15 protein-coding genes are annotated in these 16,809 nt (G+C 67.8%); 12 read left to right on the forward strand and 3 right to left on the reverse strand.

The genetic code is table 11. The features are described 5' to 3' along the window. The first annotated feature begins 57 nt into the window (after positions 1-57). The 5 genes from D0T11_RS15630 (at position 58) to D0T11_RS15650 (ending at position 7,891) form a co-directional block, all read left to right on the forward strand. Complete coding sequence (locus D0T11_RS15630; RefSeq protein WP_119656740.1) at positions 58-1,035, forward strand: AAA family ATPase; 978 nt, start codon at positions 58-60, stop codon at positions 1,033-1,035. 94 nt (positions 1,036-1,129) lie between these two features. Next, complete coding sequence (locus D0T11_RS15635; RefSeq protein ID WP_119656741.1) at positions 1,130-2,002, forward strand: DUF58 domain-containing protein; 873 nt, start codon at positions 1,130-1,132, stop codon at positions 2,000-2,002. A gap of 178 nt (positions 2,003-2,180) precedes the next feature. Continuing rightward, positions 2,181-3,740: a BatA domain-containing protein gene (locus tag D0T11_RS15640; RefSeq protein ID WP_147374683.1), complete on the forward strand. Its 1,560-nt coding sequence runs from the start codon at positions 2,181-2,183 to the stop codon at positions 3,738-3,740. After that, a complete protein-coding gene (locus D0T11_RS15645) occupies positions 3,737-6,040 on the forward strand; it encodes a DUF4175 family protein (RefSeq protein ID WP_119656743.1) in 2,304 nt (767 codons plus the stop codon). Before D0T11_RS15640 ends, D0T11_RS15645 begins: the two co-directional genes overlap by 4 nt. A gap of 63 nt (positions 6,041-6,103) precedes the next feature. Continuing rightward, positions 6,104-7,891, forward strand: coding sequence for a hypothetical protein (locus tag D0T11_RS15650; RefSeq protein WP_119656744.1), 1,788 nt, complete (start codon positions 6,104-6,106; stop codon positions 7,889-7,891). Positions 7,892-8,063: 172 nt separating this feature from the next. On the opposite strand, the gene D0T11_RS15655 is transcribed toward D0T11_RS15650, so the two are convergent. After that, positions 8,064-8,309 carry a hypothetical protein gene (locus D0T11_RS15655; protein WP_119656745.1) on the reverse strand — a complete coding sequence of 82 codons (246 nt, stop codon included), beginning with the start codon at positions 8,307-8,309 and terminating at the stop codon, positions 8,064-8,066. Between the two features lie 133 nt (positions 8,310-8,442). Here D0T11_RS15655 and D0T11_RS15660 point away from each other — a divergent pair, with 133 nt between their 5' ends. The 5 genes from D0T11_RS15660 to D0T11_RS15680 all read left to right on the forward strand — a co-directional run bounded on the left by D0T11_RS15660 (position 8,443) and on the right by D0T11_RS15680 (position 11,516). Continuing rightward, positions 8,443-9,024, forward strand: coding sequence for an RNA polymerase sigma factor (locus tag D0T11_RS15660; protein WP_119656746.1), 582 nt, complete (start codon positions 8,443-8,445; stop codon positions 9,022-9,024). 142 nt (positions 9,025-9,166) lie between these two features. Then, complete coding sequence (locus tag D0T11_RS15665; protein ID WP_119656747.1) at positions 9,167-10,357, forward strand: S1 family peptidase; 1,191 nt, start codon at positions 9,167-9,169, stop codon at positions 10,355-10,357. A gap of 262 nt (positions 10,358-10,619) precedes the next feature. After that, positions 10,620-10,874 (forward strand): hypothetical protein, encoded by a 255-nt coding sequence (locus D0T11_RS15670; RefSeq protein WP_119656748.1) that lies wholly within the window; start codon positions 10,620-10,622, stop codon positions 10,872-10,874. 148 nt (positions 10,875-11,022) lie between these two features. Further along, positions 11,023-11,229 (forward strand): hypothetical protein, encoded by a 207-nt coding sequence (locus D0T11_RS15675; RefSeq protein WP_147374684.1) that lies wholly within the window; start codon positions 11,023-11,025, stop codon positions 11,227-11,229. Between the two features lie 59 nt (positions 11,230-11,288). Beyond that, entirely contained in the window at positions 11,289-11,516 is a 228-nt protein-coding gene (locus D0T11_RS15680; protein WP_119656750.1) for a hypothetical protein, read from the forward strand. Between the two features lie 234 nt (positions 11,517-11,750). On the opposite strand, the gene treF is transcribed toward D0T11_RS15680, so the two are convergent. Further along, entirely contained in the window at positions 11,751-13,352 is a 1,602-nt protein-coding gene (gene treF, locus D0T11_RS15685) for an alpha,alpha-trehalase TreF (RefSeq protein WP_119656751.1), read from the reverse strand. A gap of 89 nt (positions 13,353-13,441) precedes the next feature. Continuing rightward, entirely contained in the window at positions 13,442-14,596 is a 1,155-nt protein-coding gene (locus D0T11_RS15690) for a PAS domain-containing sensor histidine kinase (protein WP_182888444.1), read from the reverse strand. Between the two features lie 274 nt (positions 14,597-14,870). Here D0T11_RS15690 and D0T11_RS15700 point away from each other — a divergent pair, with 274 nt between their 5' ends. After that, positions 14,871-15,821, forward strand: a complete 951-nt coding sequence (locus D0T11_RS15700) for an SMP-30/gluconolactonase/LRE family protein (RefSeq protein ID WP_119656754.1) — start codon at positions 14,871-14,873, stop codon at positions 15,819-15,821. A gap of 291 nt (positions 15,822-16,112) precedes the next feature. After that, positions 16,113-16,748, forward strand: coding sequence for a helix-turn-helix transcriptional regulator (locus D0T11_RS15705; protein WP_119656755.1), 636 nt, complete (start codon positions 16,113-16,115; stop codon positions 16,746-16,748). Positions 16,749-16,809 lie beyond the last annotated feature (61 nt).

Raw genomic sequence — 16,809 nt, forward strand, 5'->3', positions numbered from 1 at the left:
ACTTTAGGCTGATCCGTTTCGTTTTGCCTGATTCCCTGACTCTCAACTTTCGCTTTCGTGACCGAACAAGATGTAACCCGCCTGCTGGCCAAAATCCCGCTGCTCAAAGCTGAAATCGGGAAGGTGATTGTGGGCCAGCAGCAGGTGCTGGAAGAAGTGCTGGTAGCCCTGCTGGCCGGCGGCCACGCCTTGCTGGAAGGCGTGCCGGGGCTGGCCAAAACCCTGCTCGTGCGCACGCTCGCCCAGGCCACCGACCTGCCCTTCCGCCGCATCCAGTTCACGCCCGACCTGATGCCGACCGACATTCTGGGCACCGAGATTCTGGAGGAAGACCACGGCACCGGCCACCGCTCATTCAAATTCAACCCCGGCCCCATTTTCGCCAGTCTGGTGCTGGCCGACGAAATCAACCGGACGCCGCCCAAAACCCAGGCCGCCCTGCTGGAGGCCATGCAGGAAGGCCACGTTACCTATGCCGGCCAGGAGCACGCGCTGCCCAAGCCGTTCTTTCTGCTGGCCACCCAAAACCCGATTGAGCAGAGTGGCACCTACCCGCTGCCTGAGGCCCAGCTCGACCGGTTCCTGCTCTACGTGCGCATCGGCTACCCCACCGAGCAGGAGGAGCTGGCCGTGCTGACGGGCACCACCGGCACCGCCCGCCCCGAAGTGCAGCCCATCCTCAGCGGCGACGATGTGCGCCAGCTGCAAGCCCTCACCCGCCAGGTCAGTATCAGCGAGGAGCTGGTGCAGCGGGTGAACCGGCTGGTGCGGGCCACCCGCCCGGCCACGTCGGAAGTCAAGTTTATCCAGGATTACGGCCGCTGGGGGGCCGGCCCGCGCGCCGGCCAGGCCCTGATTCTGTGCGCCAAGGCCCGGGCGTTGCTCCAGGGCCGCTTCGCTGCTACGCAGGAAGATGTGCGCGCCCTGGCCCCGGCCGTGCTGCGTCACCGCATCCTGCTCAATTTCAACGCCGAAGCCGAGGGCCTGACCACGGAAGATGCCGTAGCGGCGCTGCTGACGGCGGTGGCGGTTTGAGTTGTCAGTTGGCGGTTGTTAGTTGTCAGCTTGTCAACCCCTGAACCAAGGCACCAACGACTGACAACCGGCAACTAGCAACTGACAACTCACTATGCTCACCCCCGAATACCTGCATGCCCTGCACAACCTGCCGCTGGCCGCCAAGCTGGCCGCCGAAGGGCTGCTGCACGGAGCCCACCTGAGTCGGCGCAAGGGCGCGGGCATGGAGTTCAGCCAGTACCGCCCCTACCAGCCCGGCGACGATTTGCGCCGCCTTGACTGGCGCCTGGCCGCCCGCTCCGACCGCTACTACCTGCGCGAATCGGAGGTGGATACGAGCCTGACGGTGCACCTGGTGCTGGACGCCTCGGCCAGCATGAACCACCAGGACGACAACGGCCTGACCAAGCTCCAGTACGGCCGCCTGCTGTGCGCGGCCCTGGCCTACGTGGCCACCCAGCAGGCCGACGCGGTGGCCCTCACGGTACTACGGCCCGCCGGCCTGCTACACCTGCCGCCCCGCGCCGACGCCCGCCAGCTGCCCCGCCTCTACCACGCCCTGGCAACGACCGAAGCCGCCGGCCGCTTCCCCGACGCCGCCACCCTGGCTCCCCTCACCGCCCGCCGCCAACCCGCCCTCACCATTTGCGTGAGTGATTTGTACGAGGACGACGGCGAGATTGAGCGCCTGCTCACCCGCCTGCGGGCTGCCTCGGGTGAGGTGCTGCTGCTCCACCTGATGGCCCGCAATGAGCTGGAATTCACTTACCGGGGGGCCATTACGTTTGAGGACCTCGAAACCGGCCAGCAGCTCCAGCTCAACGCCGACCAGCAGCGCCGGGCCTGGCAGCAGCAATTGCAGCCCTGGCTGCGCGCCACCGCCCAGCGCGCCCGCACCCACGGCTTCGACTACCACCAGCTCAGCACGGCCGAGCCGCTCACCGACGCCCTGCGCGAGTTCCTGCGCCGCCGCGCCCGGGGGTGAGCCGGTTGGTTGTTGGATGGTTAGAACGTCATTCTGAGCGGAGCGAAGAATCTCGTCCTAACTATCCAACAACCAAAAATCACTCACTAAAAACCAACGCTCAAAACAACTGCCCGCCCAAAGTTGCGTCTGTACTGCGGCGTTGCCACCTTGCTCTCCCGAAACTTACCGCTGCTCCTTGCTCCCGATTTTCTTCTCCTCTGCGGCCCCTGGCTGGCTGGCCCTGCTGGGGCTGGCGGTGCCGCTGGCTATCTACCTCTGGAACCGCCGGCCGGGGCGGGTGGTGCGGGTGGGCAGCGTGCGGTGGCTGGCAGCGGCGGCCAACCAGCGCCTGCGCAGCCTCAGGCCCGAACAGCTGCTGCTGTTTTTGCTGCGCGCCGCCGTGCTGGGCCTGCTCGCCCTGGCCCTGGCCGAACCCGTTCAGGAGCTGCCCCGCCCGCCCCGGCGCGGGCAGGTGCTGCTGGCCCCGGGCGTTACGGCCACGGCCCTGGCCCCCGTCCGTGACGTGCTCGATTCCCTGCGCCGCCAGGGCTACGAGTTGCGCCAGCTGTTTGCGCGCCGGCCGCTGGGGGCTCCGGTCGCCTGGGCGGCCGTAGGGCTGGGCGACACCACGCAGGCCGTTGCCCGGCTCGCCATGGATACCGTTCTGGCCCCCGCACCCAACCTCTGGAACACCGTGCAACTGGCCACCGACTCGCTGCCCGGCCGGCCTGTGGTGGTCGTGACTTCGCTCGACGTATCCTCGTTCCGGGGCACGCGGCCCGCCCTGCCCGCCGCCGTGCGCTGGCTGCCCCTGCCCCCACCCGATTCCAGCCGCTGGCCCGTAGCTGCCTGGCAGCCCCACCCCGATAGTATGGTGGTGCTGCTGGCGACGGGCTCGGAATCAGCGGTTACCTACCAGAAGGTGCGTCTCCGGCGGCCGGCCGTGGGGCAGATGTTGCCGAGCCGCTGGGGGGGGAGTGAAATCCAGCTGACTACTCAGCAGGAGCTAGTAGTGACCGAAAGCGGCCGCCGCCGCCGGCTGCCTTTGCTCACCCGTGCCCCCCGCTGGCAGCTGAGCTACGATGCCGCCCACGCCGCCTCTGCCCGGGTGCTGGCGGCGGCCCTGCGGGCCCTGGCCCCGGTGCTGCCCCTGCGCCCCCGCTTCAGCAGCAGCCCCGCCCTGCCCGCCGCCCCTGATTCGCTCGACTGGCTGTTCTGGCTCCGCGACGCGCCTTTGCCGGCCCGCTGGGCCAACGCCCCCGGACTGCGGACCTGGCAGGAGGCTTCTACGGCGGCCAAAGGTACGGCCACCTGGTTCCGGCCCGCCGGCTCCGGCACCGCGCTGGCCCTTGCGCGCCTCGATACCGTTGCGGCGGGCGGCACTACCACCCTCTGGCTCACGGCCGCCGGGCGGCCCCTGCTGAGCTGGCAGGCCCCGGGCCGCTACCACCTGCACACCCGCCTCGATGCCGCCTGGAGCAGCCTTGCCGACAGCCCCGAATTGCCCGCCCTGCTGCTGCCGTTGGTGCTGCCCGAAACGTCGCCCGCCTTCCAGCCCGATTCGCGCCAGCTGCCGTTGGCACAGCTCCACAGCCCCGTCGCGGCGGCGGCCGGGGTCTTATCGTCGGCTGGCCCGACCCGGCCGCTGGCCCCGTGGCTGGTGCTGGGGGCCGGGCTGCTGTTTGCGCTGGAGCGGCTGCTGGCGGCCCGCCGCAACGCCCGCCCGACTTCACCTGCTAACCCACTTTCGCCATGAGTGCCGCTGTTATTTCCGTGGCCCCAACGGCTCCGGCCGGGCTCGTGACGGCGGCCGGCCGCAGCCAGGCCCGCCGTCGTACTCTGGTGCTATTGCTCCCGGCGCTGGCCATTGTGCTGCTGCTGGTGGCGGCGGCGCGGGCCTGGCCGGGAGCCGCACCGGCTTTGGCGGGCGCGGCACTGGCGGGCCTGCTACTGCTGGGGGCGCGGCTCTGGCAAATCTGGCACGAAACCCCGGCCGCCGTGGCCGCCCGCCTCAACCGCCTGCACCCGCCCCTCGAAGACAGCACCGCCCTACTGCTGCGCCCGGCCTCGGAGCTGAACCTGCTGGAAAACCTGCAACAGCAGCGCCTGCTTACCCGCCTGCCCGAACTGGCGGCGGCCGGCCCGCTGCTACCCGTGAGCTTCCGGCCGGCCTTGGGAACCACGGCCCTGCTGCTGGCCCTGGCGGCCCTGGTCTGGTGGCAGCGCCCCCCGGCGGCACGGGCAGCTGCGGTTACCGAAGACGCACCGGTGCCCATGCACTTCAACGCCCCACCCGCCACGCCGGCGGCGGCCCCGCGCATGGTGGCCACCCGGTTGCGGGTGCAGCCGCCCGCTTACACCCGCCAAGCCGCTTTTACCCCCGCCGGGGCCTCGTTCCGCTGCCCCCGCGAGAGCCGGGTGCGCTGGCGCGTGACGGTGAGCCGGGCCACCCGTACGGTCCCGGTGCTGGAGCTGGGCGCGCGCCGCCTGTCCCTGCGGCCGGTGCCGGGCGACTCCACCGCCTTCGAGCGGGAGGAAACGCTGCTGACCTCCACGCTTTACCGGCTACGGCTGGGGGGGCAGGTTTCGGAGGATTATTCTATCGAAGTGGTGCCCGACCAGGCTCCGGTTATCCGCGTCATCAGCCCCAAAGCCTACACGCTGATAGAATTCGGCCAGCCGCCCCGGGTGACGATTGATGCGCGCATCAGCGACGATTACGGCCTGATCCGGGCCCGCCTGGTGGCCACCGTGGCCCAGGGCCAGGGCGAGGCCGTGAAATTCCGGGAAGTAGTCACCGACCTGAGCGCCGCCCTGCGCGGCCAGCCCGCCACCGCCACCCTTCGGCCCATACTCAACCTGCCCGCCCTGGGCCTCACCTACGGCGACGAGGTGTACTTCTACCTCCAGGCCTGGGACAACCACCAGCACCTCACCCGCTCCGATACTTACCTGGTGCAGTGGGAAGACACGACGGTGCAGACCAGCACCCTCGATGCCTCCCTGGGCGTGAGCACGGCCCCGGCCTACTTCCGCAGCCAGCGCCAGATTATCATCGACACCGAAAAGCTGCTGGCCGAGCAGAGCAAGCTGCCCGCCGCCACGGTGCAGGACCGGGCCAACAGCATCGGCGTCGACCAGAAGCTGCTGCGCATGCGCTACGGCAAGTTTCTGGGCGAGGAAACCGACGAAAGCATCGGTGGGGCTACCCGGCCCGACGAGGCCGATGAAGCCGCCCAGGCCGAGCCGCCGGGCATGGGCTCCGTAGTGGCCGAGGACCACACCGAACCCGAACCAGCGCCCGCGCCCACCGAAGCCCATTCGGCCAACGACGGCCACGACCACGGCCACAACGCCCCCACCGCCGGGGGCCAGTCGGGCTACGAGGCCCGCACCGCCGAGCTGCTGGAGCCCTACATCCACCGCCACGACGACGCCGAAACCGCCGACTTCCTGGAGCCCGCCGTGAAAGCCAAGCTCCAGGCCGTGCTCAGTGAAATGTGGGAGGCCGAGCTGCGCCTGCGCACCGGCCGGCTCCGGGAGGCCCGCCCCTACGAGTACCGGGCGCTGCGCCTGCTCAAGGAGGTGCAGCAGCAAACCCGGGCCTACGTGAAAAAGGCCGGCTTCACGCCCCCGCCCATGCCCGAGGCCACCACCCGCCTCACCGGCGACCTGGCGGGGGCCACCGCCCCCCGCCGCCAGCGGCAGCGGCCGGCTCCGGCCACCCAACCCGCCGTGCGGGCCGCGTTGCGGGTGCTCACCCAGCTACGCGCCGCCGGTTCGGTGCCCGCCGGGGCCGCGGCGGTGCTGGAGCAGGCGGGGCCGGAGCTCTCCCGGGCCGCCCTGAACCAGCCCGGCCGCTACCTGGGGGCGCTGCGGCAGCTCCGGACGCTCACGGCCACTCTGCGCGCCAACCGAACCCCGGACCGGGCCGGGCTGCCCGCCCTGGAGCAGGCCTTTACCAGTCTGCTGCCCGTGCCGCCGCCCGCGCCCACCCGCACTACTACGCCCGCCAGCGCCCTCACCCGCCGCTATTTTCAGGAGCTGAACCGGTGATGAGGTAACTCCCGCCGGATAACACCTCTCCTCCCAACATCAACCTGCCGCCTGCTTCGCCCTATGCTGTTCCTGATTTCCGGTCTGCTGCTTGCCCTTCTGCTCACGGTGCTGGCCCTGCGCCGGCCCGATGCGCGGCGACGGGTTTGGCGCGTGGCAGCCGGACTGGGGGCCGTGGCGGGGCTGGGGCTGGCCGCGTTTCCGCCGGTGCAGGAGCAGGCCGGCCCCGCCCGCCCCACTACGGCCATTCTGCTGACGGCCAGCTATTCGCCCGATACGCTCCGCGCCCTGCTGCGCCGCCTCGGCCCGACCACACCCGTGTACCGCCGCTACGGCGCAGCCGCCCCGGCCGGCAACGATACGCTCACGCTGCCCAACGCCACGGCCATCGGCCTGCTACTACCCGGCCTGCGCGAGCTGCATGTGCTGGGCCGGGGCCTGCCAGCGGCCGACGTGCCGGCCCTGCCCGGACTACCCCTGCGGCTGCACGCCGATGCGCCGGCCGCTGGTTTTCAGCAGGCCACCTGGGATGCCCAGCCCGAGCTGGGCCAACCCTGGAGCGTGGCCGGGCAGCTGGCCAAGGTGGGCAACGGGCCGGTGTGGGTGCGGCTGCGCGCCGCCGGGGCAGTCCGCGACTCGGTGCGGCTGCCGGCGGGCGGCGGCCCGTTTGAGTTGCGGTTTGTGCCCCGGGCCACCGGGCGGGCCGTGTACGGGCTGGAAGCGCGGCAAGGCGCGCGGCTTGTCGCCCGGGAGCCGGTGCCGGTGGAGGTGCAGGCCCCCCAGCCGCTGCGGGTGCTGGTGCTGGCGGCCGCCCCGTCGTTTGAGCTGCGGTTTCTGAAGGAGTATCTGGCCGCCCACCAGCACACGGTGGCGGTGCGCACGGGCCTGAGCCGGGGCCTCACCCAGACCGAATTCCTCAACCTGCCCAACCCGCCCGCCCTCGGCCGCCTCACGCCCGCCCTGCTGGCCCGCTTCGAGGTAGTGGTAACCGATGCGGCCTCCCTGGCTGGCCTGGGCGGCGCGGAAGCCGCCACCCTCCAACGCGCCGTGCGGGAAGGCACCTGCGGCGTTCTGCTGGTAGCGGATACTCCCACCCTGCCCCGCCAGCTGCCCGGGGCCAGCGCTTTCCGGGTGCAGCTCCGGTCGGCCGCCGCTGCCCTCGTGGCCCAGCCCCTGCGCTGGCCGGCGGCTCCGGCGGCGGCGGCCCTCGTGCCCGCTACCCTGCGCCCAACCACGGCTCTGCGCGCCCTCATCAGCGGCCCTGACCGGCAACCCGTGGCGGCAGCCCGGGCCCTGGGCCTGGGCACGGTGGTCGTGAGCACCATCACCGAAAGCTTTCCCTGGGCTTTGCAAAACAAGGCGGCCACTTACGCGGCGTATTGGAGCCGGCTACTCACGGCCGCCCGCCCGGTCCGGCGAATGAGCGGGGCCATTCAGGGGCTGAATTCCTGGCCCACTCCCAACGAGCCCCTGCACCTGCGCACCGTGGGAGCCGGCAGTGCGTCCTTGTGGCTGGCCGCCCCCGCCACCGATACGCTCCGGCTGGCTCAGCGGCCAGATGCCTGGGTGGCGGAATGGGCCACGGCCACGTACTGGCCGGCCGTCGCTGGGTGGCACCAGGCCCGGGTGGGCACGGTACGGCAGTGGTTTTACGTGTATGGCTCTCCCCAGTGGGCGGGGCCGAGACGGCAGCAGTGGCAGCGCGCGGCGGCGCTGGCCCCGGCCGGGCCGGGGGCCGAGGCGGCCACTACCGTAGCGGTGCCCGGCCGGCGCACCACCTGGCCCCGCTGGTGGGGCTATGCCCTGTTTCTGCTGGCGGCGGGCTTCTTATGGCTGGAGGAGAAACTATAATCCCCCGGCAACCGGGCCGGAGCACGAGGCAGCGGTTGCCCGGTTCGCCGGCCCAGCCCAATAGGCCCGATACCCGTATCTTGCGGCTTGGCGAAGGGCCAAAAAATAGCCCGGGTTCCGCTGGGCGGAATCCGGGCTATAGCCACTGCGCACCGGCCGGGCCGGCGGGCAATTACTTAACCTCCGTGGTAGTAGTGGTGGTTGCCGGAGCCTCCGTGGTGGTGGTTTCGGTGGTAGTGGTGGCCGCCGGAGCCATCGCATCAGCGGGCACAACTACCGTGGTATCGGTTACCGTGGTGGTAGTCTCGGGAGCCGTTACCTCGGTCGTGGTGGTGGTTTCCACCGCTTTCTGCTCGCACGAAGCGAGGGTAGCGGCGAATACAACGGCCAGGGCGGATACCTTCAGGAAATTCTTCATGGGGAGGGGAGTTTGAAATTTTTAGTCCGAAAAACGTCGTTCATCCGGAAATCGACCATAGGTAACCCCCCATTGAAAAATATTTTTTTTGCGGGTTACCGAAGCGGACCTCACGTATTAAGCAACAAAGCGAATGGGTAAGGGACTTGCTTCCTACACCGATGAGGAGTTTGTGGCGGCCATCCGCCGCGACGACGACCGGGCGCTGGCTCAGCTCTACCGGCTGCATTTTCCCATGATTTCGCACTATGTGCTGCAAAACAGCGGCACCGAAGACGAAGCCAAGGACGTGTACCAGGAGGGCGTGATGGTATTCTATGAGAAGGTCCGCGACGGCTCCCTGGAGCTCAGCTGCCAGATCAAAACCTACCTCTACGCCGTGTGCCGCCGCCTGTGGCTCAAACGGCTCACCGAGAAAACCCGCTTCGGCGGCCACCTCGATGACTACGAGCCCTACCTCGAAACCGGAGCCGAAGCCGACCTGGAGTTGGCCGAGGAGCGGGACCGGCAACTGGGCACCATGAGCCAGGCGCTGGACCTGATCGGGGAGCCGTGCCGCTCCTTGCTGGAAGGCTTCTACCTGCTCGATAAATCGATGCAGCAGCTCACGGCCGAGTTTGGCTACACCAACGCCGACAACGCCAAAAATCAAAAATACAAGTGCCTGGTTCGTCTGAAAAAGCTCTTTTTCAATCAGTATCAGGAACTGAACTAGAACATGAGAAGTGAAAGAATGAAGAAGTAAGAGAGGAGAGGTATGAGACTACGTTCCGACGGCCCAGCCGGCAGCACGGAAAGCTCACTTCGCACTCCGTATTTCTCACTTCTCCTCTCTCACCGCTCACTTCTCCCCAAGAATGAAAACCGAAGCCGACTACTACGCTCTGTTCGAGGCCTACCGGGCCGGCAAACTGGCCGAGGAGGAGCGCACCGCCCTGGAGCACCGCCTCGCCGCCGACCCGGAGCTGGCCCGGCGGCTGCGCGAATTTGAGGACCTCACCGGCACGCTCACGGCCTATGGGCGGCGGCTGGCCCTGCGCCGCCGCCTGCAAACCATCCATGCCGCGATGGAAGCCGACCAGGCCGCCCACCTGCCCCTGGCCAAAGTAGCCGAGGAGGATGAGCGCCGGGAACAGTTTGCCACCGGCCGCGCCCCCCGGCCGCTGCTGCGCATTTCCCGCACCGAGCAGAAGCTGCGTGCCTTCTGGCAGGGCCACCGCGCCACCATGATGGTGGCGGCCGCCGTTGCCGTACTGGCCGTATTCGCCACGCTGCTGGGCATGGAAATGTACCGCACGGCCCAGAAGCCTTCCCTGTACGGCTACACCGTGCTGCGCCGCGAGGTGGAGCGCATCAAGCGCACCCAGCGCACCATGAACCGTACCCTCAACCAGATTGACGTTACCCAGCCCGGGGAGCGGATTAATCCCGGTAAGTTCAGTGGCACGGGCTTCGCCCTCACCGCCGACGGCTACCTGGTAACCAGCTACCACGTGATTCAGGGGGCCGACTCGCTACTGATTGAGAACCGCGCCCGCCAGCGCTTCCGGGCCGAGCCCGTGTTTACCGACGTGGCCCACGACCTGGCCATTCTGCAAATCAAAGACAAGGACTTCATCGGTTTCGGCCGCCTGCCCTACGCCTTCAAGCGCGGCGAATCGGACCTGGGCGAGAAGGTGTATACGCTGGGCTACCCCCGCGAAGACCTCGTGTTCAATGATGGCTCCCTGAGTGCCCACTCGGGCTTCGAGGGCGATACGGGCTTCTACCAGGTGAGCATCCCGGTGAACCCCGGCAACTCGGGCGGCCCCCTGCTCGACGACCGCGGCAACCTGATTGGCGTAGTGAGCGGCCGGCAGATGGACGTGCAGAGCGCGGCCTTCGCTACTAAATCATCTTACCTCATGCGGCTGGTTGATTCGCTGAGCGCGGCCGGATCCGGCCGGCCCTACAACCTGCCCCGGGGCAACCAGCTCAGTGGCACCTCCCGCCCCCAGCAAATCCGCAAGCTCCAGGACTACGTGTTCGTAGTGAAGGTGTACGAGTAGGCCGCCCGCCTTTTCCGAAAGACTGTCAGCAGCCCTGGTGCCCGCGCGCCAGGGCTGCTTTTTGGGCTTGCCGCCCGATTCGTTGCCGGGGTCCGGAGCGGCGAAGCAAGGCAGATCCGGCGGCCGGCCGCCAGAGCATCCGGGCCTTCTTTTCGCGGGCAGGTATCAAAATCGGGTAACTTGCGTAGAGGATTTCGGCTGGCCCGGTGCCGGCCACTTCATCTGATTTCATCTTTAATTCTGACGCTCCTTTCTCTCAGCCATGAGCAATCAACTCTCCTCCGAAGTAGAAAAAATTCTTCCCGAAGACATTATCAACACCCTGCAAAGCGGTTATAAGGTTTTCCAGGGCGAAGCCGACCAGCTGGAAGACCTGCTGAAGCATGGTGGAGCCCTGTTGCGCAAGGCTTCGCGCCGCTTCACCACCACCCAGCTTATTGTGGGTATTGCGGTGCTGGCGAGCGTGGCCGTATTTGCCGCCGCCAAAGCCGCCGAGGCCGCCAGCGACGAAGAATAGCCACTGTTTCGGGTACCCTAGTCGCCCTTCAAAAACCCTCTTCCCTTCCGGGAGAGGGTTTTTTCGTGCATAATTTTTGTTTATAATTTTAACCATAATTAATTTAACTTATACTTGCACCGAGATAATAAAAACCATGATTCAGCTTATGAAAATTCTCCTACCCTCCTTCCTGGTCGTAGCCGCCCTGCTTACGGCCGAAGTTGCCCTGGCCGCACCCGCCGCCCCTACTGCGGCTCCGGCCACCCGTTCCACCATCCTCACCACCACGGCCAACACCCCCGACTGGGGCAAGCTCAAGCGCAAGAAGCGCCGTCAGGCCGCTTACCAGCGCCTGCGCAAGCGCCGCCACTAACCGGCGGCCGCCCCGCGCCACTTGCTCCAACTCTCCCAGCTTCCTTCCGGCCCCAGTCCATGAAAAACGTCCTCTCGCTTCTGCTCATGCTGGGCACGGCCGGCCTGCTGGCCGCCGCCCCGGCACACGCCGTCACTCCCGACCCCACCACCGCTACCACGAAAGCCGAAAAGGTTAAGAAGGCCCGTAAGACGTCGGGGCTGATGGCCAAAATCCGGCAGAAGCAGGCCAAGCAGCAGCAGCCCGCCTACGTGCGGGCCCTCCAGCGCAACGAACTGTTCCGCTAGCGCACGCTGACCGACGGTAGCCGGCGCGCGTGACGGAGCAGCGACAACAGCGGTGAGCGGTGGGCGGGTTGCAGAATCCCCCTCCAGCCGAAGGAAGAGTGCCCCGCAGCGGGGCCAGGAGTTGGGAAAAACTTCTGGCCCCGCTGCGGGGCACGGCTGTTTTACGATGGATACTACCAGGCGTGCTGGCTACCTGCGCTTACGGCAGAAGCCCTGTGTGCGGGGGCCGGGCAGCTACCGCGGGGGCGGGGCGGCCGGGCGCAAAAAATCCAGCAGCACGCCGTTGGTCCAGCCGAAACCATCCTGGAGGGGGTACTCGCCGCCTCCGCCCGGCGTGGCGGGGTGGTCCACATCGTACTTCTCCATCAGCTTGCCGGTTTGCCGGAACACCTGCTCGTTGAGGCCGGTCCAACGGCCGACGATGGTTTGGGCCAGCGCCGTCTCGCCGTAGCGGCGCAGGCCCGTAACGGCCAGCCATTGCAGCGGAGCCCAGGCATTGGGCGCGTCCCACTGCTGGCCGGTGGTGCTGAGCGTGGTGACGAGGCCGCCGGGCCGCAGGAAGTTCTGACGCAGGCCGGCGGCCACGTGCCGGGCCTGACTCCGGGAGGCCACGCCCACCGTGAGCGGCACCACGCCGGCCAGCGTACGCACCGGCGCGGGTTGCCGCCGGACCCAGTCGTAATCCACGAACCAATTGGCCTGCTCGTCCCAGCAGTAGCGGCGGATAGCCCGGCGACGCGCCCGGGCGCGGGTTTCCAGTCGTTGGGCCAACGCCGGCTCCCCGCGCAGGCGGCTGGTGTGGGCCAGCTGCCCCTCCACCTCATACAGCAAACAGTTCAGATCCACGGGTACCAGCTCGGTGGTGCGGATAGACTCCAGGCCCTGGCCCGGTACCAGCCAGCGGCTGCTGAAATCCCAGCCCGAGGCGGCGGCGGCGCGCAGGTCGCGGTACACCCCGGCGGCCGGGCGGCTGGTAGTGCGGGCGGCCACGGCCACGTCTTCCTGGTACGACTCCTCCCGGGGCTGGGCGCTCCGGTCCCAGTAGCGGTTGAGCAGGGTGCCATCGGGCAGGCGCACCACGCTGCGGCGGGCCTGGCCGGGCGCCACCGAGTCGGCGGCGGCCATCCAGAACTGGTACTCGCGCAGCAGGGCCGGGTGGTAGGCCAGGCGCACCGAGTCGGCGGCGGCGGGGCGAGGTTGCAGGCCGGCCAGCAGCGCCACCATGCGCCCGAAGAAGGGCGGCTGGGAGCGGGTGAGGTAGTAGGTGCGGTTGCCGTTGGGAATAAAGCCGTAGCGGCTGATGAGGTAGGCGAAATTATCGACCATCCCCCGGATAAGCTCCGGGCGGCCACTTTCGCGCAGGCCCAGCAGGGTGAAGTAGGAATCCCAGTAGTACACCTCCCGGAAGCGCCCCCCGGGCACTACGTAGGCCTGGGGCAGGGGCAGCAGCGACGAGTAGCGGCTTACCGAATCCTGGCCCGGGCGGCGCAGCACCGTCCAGAGCGTGTCGAGGTGGTGGCGCAGGCCGGCCGCTACGTGGGTGCGGTAGGTGGGGCCAGTGGTGGCGGGCAGCCGGAAATAGGCCTCCACGAAGTCGCGGAGCCGGAAATTAGGCTGATCCTTGAACTGGGCGTAGGCGGCCAGAATCACGGCCGGCTCGTCGCGGGGCTCGGCATCCACGAACGTCTTATTGTCGGGAAACACGCGGCCCAGCTGCACGGCCTCGAACAGGCCCGGAAACAGCTGCCGGGGCGAGGGCGGCAGGGTAGTGGGCGGCTGGGCCGGCAGGGCCAGCGAAAGCAGCAGCCCACTCAGCAAGAGCAGTAGTCGGATCATACGTACCCCCTACGCAAACCGGGCCGCCGGGGAACAACCAGGCGGCCCGTTGCGCGGACAACCGGGTAGTTGTGGCGCGCCTGTCTGGGCTAGCCCTGTTCCGTTTCCTCCTCCTCTACCACCAGTGGCCGGGGCAGACGGATGGTGAACGTGGTGCCCTGGCCCTCGGTGCTCTGGCACGAAATGCGGCCGTGGTGCAGCTCTACGATGGTTTTGATAATGGACATGCCCAGGCCGGTGGTTCGTTCGCCGCGCAGGCCGGGCCGGCGGGCGGGCGTAAACCGCTCGTAGAGCCGGGGCAGCAGCGCGGCCGGGATGCCCACCCCGTTATCGGCAACCCGGATCAGCACGTCCGGCCCGGCTTCTTCCAGGCGGATAGTAATGCGGCTGCCCGGGGGCGTAAATTTGAGGGCGTTGGAGAGCAGGTTATTCATCACCTGCATGAACTTGTTGTTGTCCAGATCGAGGCAGATGGTGGGCTGTAGGGGTTCAAAGTGGAACTGCCGGCCCAGGCTGGCCTCGGCCCGCTGGTATTCCTCCAGCATCTCCCGCATACCCGGCACCAGGTCTACCCGCTCGCGCCGCAGCACCACGTTCGAGGACTCCATGAACTCGTTGTCCACAAAGTCGTGAATCAGGGTAATGCTGTCCTGGCAGGTTGTTTTCATCACCTGGAGCAGCTCTTCCAGCTTCGGGTCGTGCAGGGGCTCCACCTTATCGGTCACGAAATCCGTGAGCTGCTGCATCATGGCGAAGGGTCCGGCCAAGTCGTGGGCCAGAATTTCGAGGGTGGCATTCTTCTTTTTGTTGAAGCGGTCGGTATTGTCCAGGTGCTCCCGCAGCACGGTCTGGTCGAGTACCGAGCCGCTCAGGTAGGTCTGGCCGGGGCCGTACTCCGCCCGGGCCACCGAAACGGTAAGCCACTGGGGCGCCCGGTCGGGGCCGCGTTGCAGGCGCAGCTCCACGCCTTCGAGGTAGCCGCTACGCAGCAGGTGGCGGAAGCAGCGGGCGGCATAGGTCTGGTCGTCGGGATGCACCCGGGCCACTACCGCCGCCAGGGCCGCCGCCGCCGCGTCGTCGCCCCCCAGAAAGTCGTCGGCCGGCTGGCCCAGCAGCCCTTCGCTGGCCGGACTCACGTAGGTCAGGCAGTGGGTTTCGAGATGGAACACAAAAAAAAGCTGCTGGCTTTGTTGGAGCAGCGGCTCCAGTAAGGCAGTGGCAGAAGGCGTAGCGGTTGCATGCATCAGGCAGACAGGAAAAGAGGTAATCGCAGGTTCGGAAAGCCGGGCTTCCCCCACAACTGCATTGCGCCGCAGTAGTTCCACTACTCGGGAGGGCGCCGGCGAAGGCGGCCTCAGGACACCGGCCAGGCAGCTTCTGGCGGATGCCCCGCCCCGGCGGCACCCGATGCCGCCGGCACCCGAAGATACGAACTTGCCAGGCCACTGCCCGCCGGGGGTGCCGCCGGGGGTGCTACATTTAGGGCGTTCCGCTTTCCTTCTTCTCCGTCTTTGACTGATGGCGGCTTTCCACTTCCTGCTCGTGCGCGGCACGCTCATGCTCCCGTTGCTGGCAGCAGCCTGCACACCCCGCGCTACCTCCACGGCCGCCGAAATGGCCGCCGCCGCCAGTCCGGTAGCCGCGGGGGCCACGCCCCGGGTGGTAGACCGGCAGTTTGGCTTCACCGAAGGCCCCGCCCCCGACCGGGCCGGCAATGCGTTCTTCACCGATCAGCCCAACGACCAGATCTGGCGCTACGACTTCGGCACCGGACAGCTGAGCCTGTTTCTGGCACCGGCCGGCCGCGCCAACGGCCTGTATTTCGATGCCCGCGGCCACCTGCTGGCCTGCGCCGACGGCCGAAACGAGCTCTGGTCCAGCGCGCCCGGCAAAACCGTAACCGTGCTGCTGCGCGACGCGGGCAGGCATACCCTCAACGGCCCCAACGACCTATGGGTGAACCCCAAAACCCAGGGCATCTACTTCACCGACCCCTATTACCCGCGCCCCTACTGGACCCGCCAGGCCCCCGACAGCCTGCTCGGCGGCCGGCATGTGTACTACCTGCCCCCCGGCCACCACAGCCAGCCACCCGTGCGGGTGGCCGACCAGCTCCGCCAGCCCAACGGCCTCATCGGCACGCCCGACGGCCGCATGCTCTACGTGGCCGACATCGAAGCCAACCAGACCTACCGCTACGCCATCGGCCCCGACGGCCGCCTCAGCAACCGCCGCCTCTTCGCGCCCCTGGGTTCCGATGGCATGACCCTCGACCGCGCCGGCAACGTGTACCTCACCGGCGAGGGCGTGACGGTCTTCAGCCCCGCCGGCCAGCGCATCGCCCACATTGCGGTGCCAGAAAAGTGGACCGCCAACGTCTGCTTCGCCGGCCCCAACCGCAAAACCCTGTTCATTACGGCCTCGGAGGGCGTGTATCTGCTGGCCATGCGGGTAGCCGGGGCGCAGTAGCGGCGGGCCGCTACTGCGCGCCCTTCCCCACTTTGCTGCTTCTTGCAACGATGAGCGTCGTATCTGCTTTGCTTGACTGCCCACCTGGGCCTGCCTGCTGCCACGGTTACACCACAGTCTTTTTTGCAGTTATTCTATTAATATACCTATTTATAGGTATTGCCTGCCCGGTGCCGGCTGGTTACTTTAGCTTATTGTTCTGAGGGGTTCGCCCAGCTTTGCGCGCCCCGGCCCTTCCCACCTGTTGCTACCCGTTGCAGTAGTGTCGTATTCACTTTACGTCAGGTGGTTATGTATGTCCCGTCCTATGAGGCGCTGGTAGTCGCGCCGCCCACGTTGTATCGGCAAGGGTTGGTGGGCACCCTGCGGGAAGTCTGGCCCAACCTGGGCATCACGCTGGCCACCGACTGCGCAACGGTGCCCCGTTTGCTCTATCAGCGGGCCTATGCCGTGGTCATTCTCGATGCGGAACTGCTGACCTGTCTGGCCAACCGTTACCTGAGCCAGCTCCGGACCATCCGCAGCAACCAGCCACTGCTGCTTTTTACGGGAGGCCGCCTGCCCCCCGCATTGCGGCAGTACCTGGTTCAGGCCGGCCCCTGGCTCTCGTGGCTCCCCCGCCACGTAGCCCCGGCCGCCGTAGTGGCCGGCCTCACGCCCTACTTATCCGGCCAGGGCCGGCCGGCCGATACTCCGCCAGTTTCGCTGGCCCGCCACCCCCGGCCCGCCACCGCCTTCAGCCGCCGGGAGCTGGAAGTACTGCGCCTGGTAGTGGACGACCATTGCAACCAGGAAATTGCCGACCAGCTCTGCCTGAGCGTGCGCACCGTGGAAAGCCACCGCCGCGCCCTGCTCCATAAAACCGGCGCGAAGACTTTGGTGGGCCTGGTGGTACAGGCCCTGCGGGAAGGGTGGGTGGGGGTGTAAAGTTCAGTGCTGGCACGGAGGTAATCGGGTACCAGAAAGAGCATCTTCGTTAAGCACTTGT

It is taken from the genome of Hymenobacter rubripertinctus, assembly GCF_003583925.1.
Lineage (GTDB): Bacteria > Bacteroidota > Bacteroidia > Cytophagales > Hymenobacteraceae > Hymenobacter > Hymenobacter rubripertinctus.